10 protein-coding genes are annotated in these 15,749 nt (G+C 44.7%); 5 read left to right on the plus strand and 5 right to left on the minus strand.

Annotated elements, in window-relative coordinates:
* Window positions 1–203: 203 nt before the first annotated feature.
* Together DC20_RS19915 and DC20_RS19920 are read left to right on the plus strand one after the other, a co-directional pair.
* Window positions 204–3,569 (plus strand): UvrD-helicase domain-containing protein, encoded by a 3,366-nt coding sequence (locus DC20_RS19915; RefSeq protein ID WP_062545452.1) that lies wholly within the window; start codon window positions 204–206, stop codon window positions 3,567–3,569.
* Between the two features lie 514 nt (window positions 3,570–4,083).
* On the plus strand, window positions 4,084–5,592 hold the full coding sequence (locus DC20_RS19920) for a malate:quinone oxidoreductase (protein WP_062545453.1): 1,509 nt from the start codon (window positions 4,084–4,086) through the stop codon (window positions 5,590–5,592).
* A 61-nt stretch (window positions 5,593–5,653) separates the two neighbouring features.
* Here the strand turns inward: DC20_RS19920 and DC20_RS19925 are convergent, their stop codons facing one another.
* Both DC20_RS19925 and DC20_RS19930 read right to left on the minus strand, forming a co-directional pair.
* A complete protein-coding gene (locus DC20_RS19925; RefSeq protein WP_071885516.1) occupies window positions 5,654–6,322 on the minus strand; it encodes a metallophosphoesterase family protein in 669 nt (222 codons plus the stop codon).
* Window positions 6,323–6,500: 178 nt separating this feature from the next.
* Window positions 6,501–7,172, minus strand: coding sequence for a metallophosphoesterase (locus DC20_RS19930; protein WP_062545455.1), 672 nt, complete (start codon window positions 7,170–7,172; stop codon window positions 6,501–6,503).
* Between the two features lie 179 nt (window positions 7,173–7,351).
* Here DC20_RS19930 and DC20_RS19935 point away from each other — a divergent pair, with 179 nt between their 5' ends.
* Together DC20_RS19935 and DC20_RS22975 are read left to right on the plus strand one after the other, a co-directional pair.
* On the plus strand, window positions 7,352–10,267 hold the full coding sequence (locus DC20_RS19935) for a PD-(D/E)XK nuclease family protein (protein ID WP_062545456.1): 2,916 nt from the start codon (window positions 7,352–7,354) through the stop codon (window positions 10,265–10,267).
* A gap of 4 nt (window positions 10,268–10,271) precedes the next feature.
* On the plus strand, window positions 10,272–10,700 hold the full coding sequence (locus DC20_RS22975) for a hypothetical protein (RefSeq protein WP_157593299.1): 429 nt from the start codon (window positions 10,272–10,274) through the stop codon (window positions 10,698–10,700).
* Window positions 10,701–10,956: 256 nt separating this feature from the next.
* Here DC20_RS22975 and DC20_RS19945 read toward each other — a convergent pair whose 3' ends face one another.
* From DC20_RS19945 to DC20_RS19955, 3 genes are all read right to left on the minus strand, one after another.
* Entirely contained in the window at window positions 10,957–11,430 is a 474-nt protein-coding gene (locus tag DC20_RS19945; protein ID WP_062545458.1) for a DUF4920 domain-containing protein, read from the minus strand.
* 629 nt (window positions 11,431–12,059) lie between these two features.
* Window positions 12,060–12,560: a DUF2062 domain-containing protein gene (locus tag DC20_RS19950; protein WP_062545459.1), complete on the minus strand. Its 501-nt coding sequence runs from the start codon at window positions 12,558–12,560 to the stop codon at window positions 12,060–12,062.
* Window positions 12,561–13,234: 674 nt separating this feature from the next.
* Complete coding sequence (locus DC20_RS19955) at window positions 13,235–13,726, minus strand: hypothetical protein (protein WP_062545460.1); 492 nt, start codon at window positions 13,724–13,726, stop codon at window positions 13,235–13,237.
* Between the two features lie 532 nt (window positions 13,727–14,258).
* On the opposite strand from DC20_RS19955, the gene rmuC reads away from it, so the two are divergent.
* Window positions 14,259–15,629: a DNA recombination protein RmuC gene (rmuC, locus tag DC20_RS19960; protein WP_071885517.1), complete on the plus strand. Its 1,371-nt coding sequence runs from the start codon at window positions 14,259–14,261 to the stop codon at window positions 15,627–15,629.
* Window positions 15,630–15,749 lie beyond the last annotated feature (120 nt).

Here is a 15,749-nt window from a genome sequence, read left to right on the forward strand (position 1 = left end):
CAGTTTAGGTATGTTTGCTTCCTTTAGGGTTGCTTTTCATCAAGTTCACTCTCCATTAGGTTTGTATGGGTTTTGTTCTCAAAACCTGAATTATGAATCAACCTTCTCCCCTTTTTTAGCTATTTTCGTGAATACAGGCCGAAGACTTGATATACCTTAATATTCTTTCGGCCTGAGCCTTTTTTCATATTCAAATTACTCCGGTGCCTGCTTCCTTCAAAATATATTCTTCTTCTGCCGGTTCCGGCAAGACCTACCATTTGACCAAAGAATACCTCAAGCTTGCTTTGCAGAGCGAAGACGTTTCTTATTTCAAGAACATACTAGCCATTACTTTCACCAATGATGCGGCGCAGGAAATGAAAAACAGAATCTTAGGCGCCATGCGCGGTTTTAATGACCAGCAACTATCTGAGAAGGAAAAAGCAAAGAGCGACTATTTACTGTTTAACATATTACACGAAATACAGACAGAGTACAACCAGCCGCACCTGACGGAAGCACAATTACGTGGAAGGGCAGCGCAGGTGTTTGACCATCTGCTCTTCCATTATTCTGAGTTCGCGGTGAGTACCATTGACTCGTTCGTAAACCGGGTAGTAAGCGCCTTTACGACTGAACTAAAACTGCCCCACAACTTTGAGGTAGACATGGATGCGCAAACCCTGCTGAGCACCGCCGTAAGCTTGCTGTTAAACAAGGTAAACACCCAGGCCGAGAACCGGCTGCTTGCTGAAACGCTGCAGCAGTACGCTCTGGAGAAAGCCGAGGAAGGCAAAAGCTGGAACAACCTGCCCGAAGAATTGGCCGACTTCGCCCGGCACCTTCTGAACGAGCAGACCTATGAACACCTGCTTGATATAGGCACCCTTACCCTGCAAGATTTCAAGAAGATACGCCAGGACTTGTATACCCAAAAGCAAACGGTAGAAGGCAAGATACAAGCTCTGGCAAAAGAAGCCTCTGACCTGATTGACAACTACGGCATCCTGCCTGAGGAGATGTCCTACGGCAAGAATGGTATCTATTCTTATTTCAGGAAATGGAACGCGGCCTTTGATATTACTATCTCCAACAGCAACGCCACCAAAACGGTCAATGATGATAAATGGCCCAGCGGAAAAGCCAGCACCAGCGCGAAGGTAAGCCTCGATCAGATCAAAGGGAGACTGGCCGAGATTTACCGGAGCATTGAGGAATTGAAGGAGCGTGAGACGCAAAACCATATCCTGATTACAGCCATGTTGCCGCACTTGTACAAGTTGAGCGTGCTTAGTGAATTGGAGCGGTGCATACAGGAAATAAAGCTGGACAAAAACCTGGTACATATCTCTGAGTTCAACAAGCGAATCACGGAGATTGTGTTGCAGGAGCCTATTCCTTTTATTTATGAAAGGTTGGGTGAGCGGTACCAGCATATTTTGATTGATGAGTTTCAGGATACCTCTGTACTGCAGTGGAACAACCTTTTGCCTTTGGTGGAGAACGCCCTGGCCGGCGACAACTTTAACATGGTGGTGGGCGATGCCAAACAAGCCATTTACGGCTGGCGTGGCGGTGAAATGGAGCAGATCCTGCACCTGCACAGAAACCAGACGCACCACCTGTACCATAACTCCCGCTTTGAGGAAAACGTGGCTCCGCGTTATGACACGCTACGCTGGACGCTAACACCTGAGAACCTGCAGACCAACTTCCGGAGCGCACCAGAAATTATCACCTTCAACAATGAGTTGTTTGAGTACATCAGCAAAGCCAATCCGCAGTTTCCTTTGCTGCAGGCTATTTATGATGACAATTTCAAGCAGCATTCCCCGGAGGGAAAACACGACGGCATAGCACACCTGCAGGTTGTCTTTACGCATGATGAGGAAAGCCCTAAGAAATATGACTTAGATGCCTGCTGCCGCACAGAGGAAATCTACGAGGGCTACACAGAGGTAGACCTTCTCTCCTACCAGGAAAGCACGCTGCAACTGGTATTGCAGATGGTGCAACAGGCCTTAGCCGATGGGTACGCCCCTCGTGACATCGCCATTCTGAGCCGTACCAACCGCAATAGCAAACTGGTCGCCAACTTTTTAAAGCAGAAGAAATTTGACATCATTTCCCAGGATTCGCTTTCGCTGCAGTTCGCTGAAGTCATCAACCTGATCATTTCTTTCTTCCGGATACTTAACCAGCCGTCCAATAGTTTGGCTCGGTCACAAGCCTTGTACCTGGTCTACAAAGTGGTGCACCAGGAGCTGCCAGACAGTGCCACCACGGGCAGGATTGCAGCGTTAGCCACTGATCCCAGCATTGATCCCTTCTTCCGGTTTTTACAGGAGCAGGGCTTTGATCTAGCGTACCGCGATGCCGGAAACCTGTCCATCTATGAGCTCACTGAGAAGCTGATCAGGGTGTTTGATTTGCTGGACAAAAACAATGAGTGCGAGTACCTTTTCCGTTTTCTGGATCTGGTGCTGGAGTACACGCTCAAGTACAGCAACAACCTCAATAACTTCCTTCAGTATTGGGACTTGCACAAGGAGAACTTAAGCATTAATACACCTAAAGACCGGGATGCTATCACCATCACCAGCATCCATAAATCAAAGGGGCTAGACTATCCGGTAGTAATAGTTCCCTTCTGTGATTGGAGCCTAGAGCCGCAAACGTCTACGCTGCTCTGGGGCACTTTGCCTTCTTCTGTAGCAGGTGACAGCAAATTGCGCACGGCTGTGGTGACGTTAAATAAAAAACTGGAGCAGACTGCCCTGCACGAGCAGTACGCGCAAAAACTGGAGAAAACGTTTATTGAAAACCTGAACATGCTGTACGTGGCCTTCACCCGCCCCGTAGACCGCCTATACCTCATAGGCAAAGCGCAAGATTTCAAAAAAGCTAATTACCAAAAAAACGTGAGTTTCTGGCTGCACCAATACCTGGTAAGCATAGACCTTTGGCAGGAAGGTAAGCATTGTTATCAATTAGCCAAAGGTGCGCAACAGGCGGTGAGTCATAAACCTGTCACAGATGACGTTTATGTGCTGGACAAATTCACTTCCGCTGATTGGGCACAGAATTTGAAGCTCAAGCAGCACGCCAACAATGTCTTTGATTTTGAGACCCAGCAGGAACATCGGCGCTGGAACCGAAAATTACATTACGCACTCGCCCGAATCACTTATGCGGAGGAAGCACCTAAAGCGCTGCGGCAGTTGGTGCACCAAGGCATTATTTCTCAACGTGAGTTGACTACTCTTAACCAGATGGTGCAGCACGTGGTTCAACACCCGCAGATGAAACACTATTTCAGCAAAAACATGACCGTGGAGAACGAGCGGGAAGTGTTAGACGTGCGTACCAATCGCTATAAACCAGACCGTATTGTGTTTGGGGAAAACGGATACGTAACGCTGATAGACTACAAACTACCTCCCTCTAAGCCAGAGTACGCGGAGAACCTAAACTCCTATGCGGCTTTGTTCCGTGAATTAGTGTTCACGAAGATCACCTGTTTGGTTTACTATTTTGAAGAAGAACGGGTGGAGGAATGGGAGTATGTGGGAAAAATAGCTGGGTGAACCACTTTAGAACAAGCAAGAAAATGGTAGCCCCTATGGATTGTTCAAAAAATGCCATTAGTGTTTATAGCTAGCTCAACAAAGCTCTTTTAAAGCAATTACTTAAAGAAGAAAGAACCTTTTTACAAGTTATTTTTCAAAATAAGCTTGTAAAAAGGTTCTTTCATTTGAATCTAAGTGAAAGCACAATGTATTAGTTGCTCACTTATCGCTTAATTAAATAATGAGGGTTATCTGCTTTCAAGAAAGGGTCAAAGTATCTTTCCACTAAAACCCACCCCTGGCCTCTACCACCTTTGGGCTTTTACTTATAACAATCCTTCTCTTTCTACTAGAAAACCATAGAAGGCAAGAACCGGCACATAAATTACTGGATTACAACAGATAAAGTATTCCTAACCTTGTTCATTGCCTCAACTCAGGCACTAGCTTTTTTCATTTCCTGTCTTCCTGATTTGGGTAAAACACTTTCTGTTGGTTTCTTCGTACTCTAGGAAGTACATAATAGGAAATCATGGACAAAATAGTAACCGAACCAGATGTAGTGTTGATTGGCGCCGGCATCATGAGCGCCACCTTGGGCGTAATGCTGAAGCAACTGCAACCGGATCTGACCATTGAAATATACGAGCGCCTTGACGAGGTAGCTTCTGAGAGTTCTGATGCCTGGAACAACGCCGGTACCGGTCACTCAGCCTTTTGTGAATTGAATTACACCCCTGAAAAAGCAGACGGCTCTATAGATATTTCCAAAGCAGATGTAATTGCCGAATGGTTTGAGCAGTCGCGCCAGTTTTGGGCCTTTTTAGTAGAAAAGGGCATATTAACTGATCCTAAAATGTTTATCCGCAGCGTGCCACACATGAGCTTTGTGTGGGGAAAAAAAAATGTGGAGTTTCTGCGGAAGCGGTACGATGCCATGACCACTTCCCCCCTGTTCCAGGGCATGCAGTATTCAGAGGACTTTGATCAACTGGATGAGTGGATGCCGCTGATCATGAAAGGCAGAAACAGAGATGAGAAAGTAGCTGCCACTCGCATGGAAGTAGGAACCGACGTAAACTTTGGTTGTCTAACTCGTCAGCTCTTCAAGCATTTGAAAGAAATGGGTGGCGTACAACTGTACCGTAACCATGAGGTGCGCTCATTCAGACACAAAGAGGACGGCATCTGGCGCGTGCGCATCAAAGATTTAACAACCGGCCAGAAACGAAGGGCAAGAGCCAAATTTGTGTTTATAGGCGCTGGTGGCGGCTCCTTGCCTCTTCTGTTAGCCTCTGGTATTCCTGAAGGAAAAGGCTTTGGTGGGTTCCCGGTAAGTGGCCAGTGGCTGAAATGCACCAATCCAGAGGTCATTGCCCAACACCAGGCAAAGGTCTACGGGAAAGCTGCCGTTGGTTCACCGCCCATGTCAGTTCCGCACTTAGATACCCGCGTGATTAATGGAGAAAAGGCGCTTTTATTTGGCCCTTACGCTGGTTTTACCACCAAATTCCTGAAAAAAGGCTCTTTCTTTGATCTGCCTTTTTCCATCAAGATGAACAACCTTCGCCCCATGTTGGCGGCAGGATATACCAATATTCCACTTACTAAATACCTGATTAACCAGGTTCGGCAGTCGCCGGAAGACAGGTTAGCGGCTTTGAGAGAATATGTGCCAACAGCACAAGGCAAAGACTGGGAACTGGAGGTGGCCGGACAACGGGTACAGGTGATCAAGAAAGATCCTAAACGCGGAGGCGTGCTGGAATTCGGGACTGAAGTGGTGAGTGCCGCCGATGGTTCTCTAGCGGCTTTGTTAGGTGCCTCGCCAGGTGCATCCACCGCCGTTTCAATCATGGTGGACCTCATTCACAGGTGTTTCCCGCAAAAAGCGTCTACTCCAGAGTGGCAGGAAAAAATCAAAGAGATTATTCCTACCTACGGGCAGAAAATAGCCGAAGATCCGCAGCTCTGTGAAGAAACCAGATCCTTTACCGGAAGGGTGCTTCAGTTACAGGAGCCGCATCCGGTACAACGCTAAAAGCAAAAAGCCTCAGAGTTCATCTGAGGCTTTTTTGTTGTCCTATAAGAGAGTAGTAAACTTACACATCTTCTCTATTGGGAACAGTGAGTAACTCTAGGGTATCCAGGTTCAAGGCGGTAAGATACCCCATCCGGCTTTTGAAGACACACCCTCCGTCAATGTTGATGACCTTTGATACAGGTTTATTGAGGGAAAATTTTATCTGGTTTAACGTGATGGGAGTATGCCCGTGCACAATCCTCCGGTTTCCTAACTTGAACCTATCTACTTCAAATTCTCTCGCCCACAGCAGCGTATGCCTGTCTTTAGTGGGGTCTGGTATGGCAAAGTTGAAGCCTGCGTGCACCAGCAAGTAGTCGTCCAGTTCAATGTACAGTTCCAGATCTTCCATGAACTCCCAATAGATGGATTTTATATCTTTAATAGACTCAGCCCTGAAGCTCTTCAACGCTTCTTTGCCTCCGTTGAACATCCAGGACGTTAGATACAAATCATTGTCGCGCGCTTTCATAAGCATGTCTTCATGGTTACCACACAGCGCGTACACCCGGTATGTTTGCTTCAACTTCATGATGTAGTCCAGCACCCCTTTGGAATCTGGGCCACGGTCAATGTAGTCTCCCAACAGGTACAGCCTGTCTATGTACTTTAACTTAATCACCTCTTCTACCATGTACCTGAATGTTTTCAGGCAGCCATGAATATCAGAAATAGCATATCTACTCATGTTCTTAATTTATTGTATATCAAATAATAGCAAGTTGTCATTTTAATTTTTTCGTGAAGGATATATAGAAGCCAACTGAGAATCTGTTTTCATGCAGATTTCAGAAAATCAACGTGAAACCAGATTCTTTTTTACATGCTGACTACTATGGCTTCTTAGAATTCATCTTTCTTTTATCTCAGTACTCTTCCCTGTTCCTGAGAGCATGCAGTTCCAGGGTGTCCATGTTCAACGCTACGAGGTACCCTAGTCTGCTGGAAAAAACGCATCCACCGTCTATGTTGATGACATCAGAAACAGGGTCAATCAGCGAATCGGCAATTTCGGTAAGGTAGGTGGGCGTATGCCCGTGAATGATCTTTCGGTTGCCCAGTATCTTTTTGTCTACCTCAAAATCACGGGTCCAGAGCATAGTGTCCCGGTCAGAGAAAGGGTTCTTAGCCGAAAAGTCAAACCCGGCATGTACCAGTAGGTAATCTTCCAGTTCTACATAGAGCTGTAACTCTTCTATGAACCGCCAGTAAGGCATGGGAATACCAAACAAGGTTTCTACTCCAAAGCTTTTCAACGTTTCTTTCCCGCCGTTGAAGAACCAATTGTCTGTGTAGCCCGAGCTTTCCAAGGCATGCAGCATCATGTCTTCATGGTTTCCCCAAAGGGTAATTACCTGGTAGCCATTGCGGCGGAGTTCCATTATAAAATCAATCACCCCTTTAGAGTCGGGGCCACGGTCTATGTAGTCTCCTAATAGGTACAGGGTGTCTGAGGTCTGTAAATTTATTTCCTCCTCAACCATGTACCTGAAGGTTTTGTTACAACCGTGGATATCTGAAATGGCGTATCGGCTCATCGTTTGTGCAGTTAAGTAAACCCTATCCTACGGTTTCTGCACATTTACATCCAGCTGTTTTAGATCTAAATGTGTCTTTACTTCTAGTCAAGGCTTCTTTTAGTCCGTTTCCTAAAAAAACCACCTCAAAACGTTGTATCTTGTACCTCTATTCGTGCTACCCATTTCCCTCCTGCTTCATGCTATCTTTCCTGCGGCAAACCGCTGAACATATCTACCAAACCTACACCGACCAATTGAGTGAACTGTGCATCGTGCTTCCTACCCGTAGGGCCACATTGTACTTTAAAAACGCTTTGGCTGAGGCCGCTCCCACCGGAATCTGGTCGCCCCAGATTTACTCCATGGAGGAATTTGTTTGCAACATGGCCAACGTGGAAGTATTGGAGCCGCTGCACCTGCAATTGGATCTGTATGATTTGATGTTGCAGTTCGATCCAAAACTGGACTTTGATCAGTTTGTAGGGTGGTCGGCTACGCTGCTGGAAGATTTCTCCCGCATGGACATGGAGTTGGTGAACCCGAAGGAAGTATTTGAGTACGTGAGCGAGGCCAAGGCAATGGAACGATGGGACCCCTCAAAACCGGGCAGCAGCGCGCCTACTCCCAACGTAAAGCAGTACTTTCAGCTTTGGAACAACCTGGACCGCACGTACCATGCCCTGCAGGAAAAGCTAAAGAAAGAAAAACAAGCTTATACGGGTATGGCCTTCCGGATGGTAGCCAGCCGCATCAAAGACATCGCGCAAAGCGAAAAAGGTTGTTTCCGGTACATTTTTGTAGGATTGAACGCGATGTCCAGGGCAGAACAGAAAATCATCCAGACCTTATTAGAAGCCGGCAAAGCCGAAATATTCTTTGACTCAGATGACTACTACATGTCGCCAGACTCTGATAAACGGGCCGGACATTTTCTGAAGCGCTACAAAGCCAAATGGCCCCTGCCCGAGTGGAACTGGCAACAGAACCTGCTTCTACAAGACACCAAAGAGATCAACGCCATTGGAGTGGCCAACGCCAGCATGCAGGGCAAAATAGCCGGACAGCTTCTCCGTGAGATTCGGGAAAAGGACCCCAAAGCGGAGATCGCCATCGTGTTGCCTGATGAAACCCTGCTCCTGCCCGTACTGCACTCCATCTCAGACGAGGTAACAGATTACAACGTAACCATGGGGCTTTCCTTCAAAGGCACACCTTTGTTTAACCTGGTAGATCTGCTGTTTGAGGTGCATTTAACTGGTGTGGTGCAGCCCACCGATACTGGGTACAAGATCAATCGCTACCACCACTTGGCCGTCACGAAACTGTTGCAACACCCTTTTCTACGGCGCTATGAACAGTACCTCAACAGCATCGCGGAGCGGGAGACAGACTTAGACTTGTTTCAGCACGTGCTGGACGAGATGGTGCAGCGCAACAGTGTCTTGCTTACCGCCGAGGAGATAATCAAGCTGGGCCGGGAGCACCCCATGTTCATCACCCTCTTCCGGACCTGGAACGACTGCACGGACCTGATAGACTCCTTGTACCAACTGGTAGATGCGTTGGGTCGTATTTACAGGGTAGAATCTGAAAACCCCATTGAAACGGAGTACCTCTACATTTTGTACACCATTGTCAAACGTCTTGACACACTCTTTGACTGCCGTGAGCACCGGATCTCGGTACGCAGTTTTAAGAAGTTTCTGTACGAACAGATCGGGAACACAAAGCTTCCGTTCAGCGGGGAACCCATCTCACCTACCCAGGTCATGGGGATGCTGGAAACACGCGCCCTGGACTTTGAGAACCTCATTATCCTGAGTGTAAACGAGAACGTGCTGCCGCAGCCTAAGAAGCAGAACTCGCTGTTTCCCTATGACGTGCTTCGCACGTTCGGGTTGCCTACGTATGCTGAACAAGAGAGTATTACCTCCTACTACTTCTATCGCTTGTTGCAGCGGGCTAAGCGGGTGAACCTGTTGTATGTCTTGCCTTCTGACACCTACGGATCAGGGGAGAAAAGCCGGTTTATTTTGCAACTGCAGCATGACCTGGCTTTGCGCAACCCAAACATCAGGTTCCGGGAACTGACGGCTGTGGTAGAGCAACTGAACACGAAGGAGTACGAACCAGACATCATCATTCAGAAAGACGGCGAGGTGATGGACAAACTGAAGGAGCAGCTGCGGCGTGGGTTATATCCTTCTCACCTGAACCAGTTTGTAAACTGTTCCTTGCAGTATTATTTCAGCCGAATAGCCAAGCTGGAGGAAGTAGACGAAATAGATGAGTTAGTGGGTGCAGATACCTTCGGGACGATTGTGCACCAGGTGCTGGAAGATTATTTCAGACCTTTCGCAGAAGAAGCCCGCCCCATTGAGAAAGCCGATGTGGACGTGATGCTGGCGAACTTGCCAAAGAAGGTACAACTGGAATTCAGGCGAGGCACGTTGGGCAATTTGCCGGAGCAAGGCATGAACCTTATTCTCTACAAAGTAGCGGTGCAATTGCTCACCCGCTACCTGGCAGGCCTACGTGATTCAGAGGAACTTCCCCTTTACATTCTGCAACTGGAAGAAACACTCCTCACCGAAATGGAGGTAAAACTACCCTCAGGCGAGAAAGTTCCGGTACGCATCGCGGGTAAAGCTGACCGTATAGACCTTAGTGGGCATACTTTACGGGTAATTGACTATAAGACGGGCAAAGTAGAAGCCAAAAACCTTAAAGTCAACCCGGAGGAGTTGGAAACCTCTCTCCTTAATGACCGCCACCTGGACAAAGTGCGACAACTATGGTTATACCGGTATATTCTGGCTAAAGAGATTCAGAAAGGTAGTTTATTGGAAAGCAAAGTCCTGAACCTGCCTAAGGCCAGCTATGATTTTGAGGCGGGTATTATCTCCTTCCGGAACTTAGGGGCGGGAGTGCTCACTTCTGAACTACCTTTTATGGATGCCCTTGGCGCCCCTGCTGACTTCATGGAGACTTCTGAACGACTTTTGAAAGATCTGGTGATTAGGATGCTGAACCCTGAGGAGCCCATCCGTAAAACCAATGATTTGGAAACCTGTCAGTACTGCGCCTATAAGAGCATTTGCGCTAGAGGCTAACTATTTGGCAAAGGTACTGGCATGGAGAGCCTCAATCCGTTTGGCTAGGATTTTTCTCAGCTTCCTGTTTTCCAAAGCCAAAGAAACGCCAATGCTCATCCAGAGAATGCCCATAGGTGAAAAATGCAGTTCAAATAAAACATACATTGGGATTTTTACTTTCAGCCATGGAAGAATAATCCCCAGCGGGGCTGTACAAATACCAAAAGCCATAAGTGCAACCCTCATCCAGGCAGGCAGCACCTTTGATTGGATAGAGGTGATGCTCAGAAGAATGGCGCTGGCAAACATGGTAAGGCAAGCAACTGGCATGGCATACAAAACCATTTGGCTTGTTACAGTGAAAGCAAGAAAGCCAGTCATAGAGGCCAGAAATGCTACCACTCCAAAAAATAGAGCGGCATACTTCAGGGGCTTCATTTTGGGTGAATAGGCAATTATGAGTAAGATCAGGGTAAGGTCAATGGTGGCGAATGCTGCGGAAAAGATAGCCCCATCAATTCTTCTTAAAGGGCTCTCCATGGCATTCCACAGAATCTTTCCTGTTTGCTGCCCGAAGAGCAGGTGTAAAACATAATGAGAAAAAAGGAAGAACCCACCTGAAAAAGCAACCAGCGGAAGTATTCTTGTAATATTTGACTGTGGCACGTGCATAAGACTTTGATTTAGATTTATCTACCAAATTTCTATCACTTCACTACCAACACTCCATCGGCGGTAATTTCAACTTCCAGTTTTGGTTTGGTGATTTTTAAAATCTCTGTGTTACTCTTCCCGGCATCCTGTGCAAAGTGCAGAAGTTGCTCTACCGAAGTTTCTTTCCTCACAGCAGTCCCTTCCACCACCACTGTTCTGCCCACAATGTCCTGCGGCATGAAGAGAGCGTAGTCTTTGAAGAAGACCACTATTGGCTCCCCCGTTTCTTGCTTTAAATTCATAAAACACCCTTTCTTGCGGCAAACCTCTGTCACCTTTCCTTCTATCTTGCCCCTGAACTCTTTTTGATGCGTTAGCTTTAAGGTAAGCTCCGATCTATTTATGGTGTTAGTGGTTTTTATTTTCTTGCCATAGGTTGTACCTATTTTAGCAGGAGTTATAGTTTTTTGAGGGTAACCTGTGATGGAGAAAAAGAGAAGAAAAGAAAATGCCAGGAGAAGTTTCATGTATATGAACTAAGTAGCGCTAAAAAGAAAGGGGCTTTAGGTCTGACCAAGATTAGTAAATAGACCCTCTCTCAATCCTTTTAAGGTCTACTTAGCTATAGACAGTATTAGCCTCAAAAAACCCTATTTAATGTAAATAAATAGTTTGCGGCAAGCTTCTGGAAAACACCTGATAAAAACCAGCTTTGAACTCCATTAGGAAAAGGCATTTTGCTTCAGAGTTCTGGCAAACAGCTATAAACCTTCTGTCATATCATTGCCTATACTCACTTCAGTAAATCCTTAGAATTAATAAAAGCAGTAAAGAAACTTTTGATGGTTTTTAGCTTGATTTTGAGAAAAGCCACCATAAACAAAAGCCACAGGTATAAGCGCTTATATGCTTATATCTGTGGTCTTAGTATTATAATCATCCGCCTCTTTAATTAAGATGTTTATCTAGGTGCACCTGGAAAGTACATTACAATGTGTATCACTTGAGTGCTTACCTCACAATTAATTCCTTCTAAAGCCAGGAGTTTTATAGAGCCGTTTATAGAAAATCTCCACAAATTATATTACTAGCACCAATCAAGAAATAACTAATGTTGCTGCGTAGCCTTCTTGCCACAAGAAAAGGGAAGAAAATGCTATGCAACCTGTTGCACCGGAAGTACCCGGCTTAACACCTGTTTACTTGAAAAGTATAAGGCAAAACCGAAGGGAATAAAGCATAATAGCCAAGCCATGATGCCTACCATATTCGCGAGCCACAGCTGCTGTAAAGCATTGAGCCAGTCGGCCCGAAACATACTAGTAAGTTTATCCAGCGAAAAAGGAATGGGTGCTATTGGAATGATACTTTGCCCCAGTTCTACAAAGGGTACATACAGCGCCAATTGCACAGGCTGCATTAAGTAGCCAATCAAAATAGTGAAGGCTACATTCAGCCTTAACCGAAGCGCCCAAAAGGTACACAGAATGGTAGTGAGCCCTATGAAAGGAATAATTCCAAAGCCGGCACCTAAAGTAATGGTCAAAGCCATCTGGTGCGGAGTGATTCCTTGCTTCACAAGTTCCAGCACCGGTTCCCATAATTTCCGGCGGATGAAATGCTTTAAGTCTTTATTTTTATGTAAAAGTACTTTCATGAATAGTTAAACAACAAACAGGCTGTATGTTCTGCTTGTTGAAGGTAACGACAATATAGTCACATACATCCCCCATTCGGGTAACAAATTCACTATACTTAAGGTAACTAACCTTCCTTGTTTCGTCTAAACACAACAAGTAATACAGAAAGTTTAAGGATGAACAAATCGAACAAAGATTAATGCTAAAAAAAATCCAAACACCTTTTGCAATTGGCTTATTTTAATATAACTACCATAATTGTGAGCTTTTAATAGAACCATACCTAAGTTAACATAAAAATAAATTAATTATACTATAGTAATTTATTAATAATAATTAAGCATTTTTAATTACTCAATATTTTGGGTAATGTCCTACTACCTTCCCAACCAACACTTATAATGAAAAATTATTTGAAAGAAGCTTCCGAATCCTTGGCAGCTTTGGTCTTTGGTTACTCAGAAGAGGAAAAACCATCCTCCGTCGCTCAGAAATTGGCCTTACTACTAATCTCATTCTTTACTCTAGGTTTTCTCTTGATAGTGATGAACAAATTGTAATGATTATTAACTATAAATACAATTTGTACATTTTTAATTTTAATTGATAGAGCCTTCTTCAAAACAAAAGGCTCCTTGCCTAAGGAGCCTTTTGTTTTGAAGAAGGCTTCTTAGGCAAGGAGCCTTTTGTTTTACTCTTTATGGTTGTTCCAGAACGCCTTATAGTACTTAGCACTTATATCCTGAATTCCATCCTCGTTGAATTCTATCTTAAAGTCTCCTACCAACCTTTTGGTGTGATCATTGATGGAGATAGTATCGTCAAACCTGATTCCCTTTCCAATGTGTGACGTGGTTAGTGTGACAGGTTCATTGGTTTCTGACTCCACATTGGTAATGTAGATTTCAATTTCAGGGTGTTTAGCGTGGCTTAGATCCTGCATCCGTTCTAAAATTGATTTCAACTCATCTCTGGTGATATCTTTGCGTGATACTCTGTCTAATTTAAAGTCGAATGAAGAAGCTCTACCCTCAGCTTGTTCTTCTTTTACCTGCGTATTACCTGTCTCTTCCTGATCAATGATGTCTATCAGGTGCGTGAGTTTTTCCTGTTGCCCGTTTAGATTAGCTTTCAAGTCAGCTATCTCAGCTTTGATGGTATTTTTAGTTTCTGGTTTCATCATCTTGTTGTTTGCTGTTATGAAAGGTATGTAGACTACTTGTTTTTACCTATTGATAAGAAAGCAATTTATTTAAGCTAAGAACCTGGTAATTAGTTTTTTATTTTCCACAGAGCGTATTTATACGGGGATAAAAAATAAAGTACTATTATGCATCCGTAAATTTTTCAGAAAAAGGTAAGAAGCTATGTAAAAGACCTTTACAGGAAAAATTAATTGTATTTGACCTTCTGAAAGATATAATACTAGTTAGCCATAAAGATGGAAGTTGATGTATTATCTAAAAAGAGAATAACTTAATTTGCCACACTTAAACCTAAAAGGATTAGCAAAATTATTAATCACCTAGATTTGATGTTTATACCTCATATACTATAAACAGTTAGTTTAGGTAAATTAAGCAAATGTTCTTTTCTGATGTGCATGTAAACTACAGTTCAACTCTACTAATTCTATTACTATTTGCGAATAGTTTTAGGCTTGGGCACTTTTAGTTTATCTTTAGGTGTTGATTTTCCTGATTCACAATACAGCTATGGATGTAACCCTTTCTTTACTCGCCTTTCTCATAGGAGCAATCCTCTCCTATTTCTTGGTGCAGGCCAAACTTTCAGCCTTGCGCACCACATTGCAAAACCAGGAGGCTGAGCGGGTATTTGCCTTGAAGCAGCAGGAAGTAGCGCAAGTCGAGGTACTAAAATTGCAGGAGCAATTCCGTAAGGAGAACAGCAAAGTGATGGAATTACACGCAGAGGTTACCCGGGCCGAAAACGATATTTACCACCTCAAGCAAAAACTCTCTGATGAAAGGGCCGAATTATCTCAGCTTCGGGATACTTTCATGCAGCAATTCACCCAGGTCTCAAATCAAGTGCTGGTGACCAATGCCGAGCATTTTAGAAAAACCTCAGCCGAAAACCTGGAACAGGTGCTTTCTCCTTTGAAGGAACGGATAAAGGAATTTGAAAGCAAGGTGGAACAGACCTATGAAAAATCCCTGAAAGACACCACCTCATTAAAAGAACAGATTACCTATATGGCCAGCCTGAACCAACGGATGAGCCAGGATGCGCTAAACCTTACCAGGGCGCTAAAAGGCGAGAAAAAAGCCCAGGGAAATTGGGGTGAGTATTTGCTGGAAAATCTTTTGGAGAAATCAGGGTTGGAGCGGAACGTACATTACCGCCGTGAGCAGGTGATGCAGCATGATGATGCCAAGGTGTTCCGTCCTGACGTTATCATTGACTTACCAGACAACAAGCACCTCATCATAGACTCTAAAGTAAGTTTAGTGGCGTATGATGCTTATTGCAACTGCGAAGATGAGTTACAACAGCAGTTGCACTTGAAAAGCCACGTGCAATCCATCCGGACACACTTTGCTGATCTGAGCCGCAAAAACTACCAACACCTCCACGGAATACACTCCCCGGATTTTGTGTTGATGTATATACCCATAGAACCAGCATTTAACCTGGCCATTCAGCACGACCGCGACCTGTTTTTGGAAGCGCTTGACCGCAACATTGTTTTTGTTACTACCTCTACCCTATTAGCCACCCTAAGAACAGTAGCCAGTGTTTGGAAGCAGGAAAGCCAAAAAAGAAATGTTTTACGGATAGCGGAAGAAAGTGGAAAGTTATATGATAAGTTTTCCAATTTCCTGGAAGACCTCAAAGACATAGGGGTGAATCTGGACAGGAGTCAGCAGAAGTACCATGCTGCCATGAACAAATTATCTGATGGTAACGGTAATCTGCTCAAAAAAGTAGAGTTGCTCAAGAAACTTGGAGCCCGAACCAGTAAAACCATGGAGACGCAATGGCTGCACAATGCCCCTACAGTGACAGGAGATTTACTTGCAGTCAATCCATTACTGGAGGAAGAAAATGTAGAAGAGATGTAATCTGCTTTCTAATAAGTACAAACCATACCCCTATTATAAAACATATATTAAAAGAGGCGGCTATTGGAATAGCTGCCTCTTTTGATTTTTATTCCACCTTCATTTGGAGTTTTTTACTGT

It is taken from the genome of Rufibacter tibetensis, assembly GCF_001310085.1.
In the GTDB taxonomy this organism is placed as follows: Bacteria; Bacteroidota; Bacteroidia; order Cytophagales; family Hymenobacteraceae; genus Nibribacter; species Nibribacter tibetensis.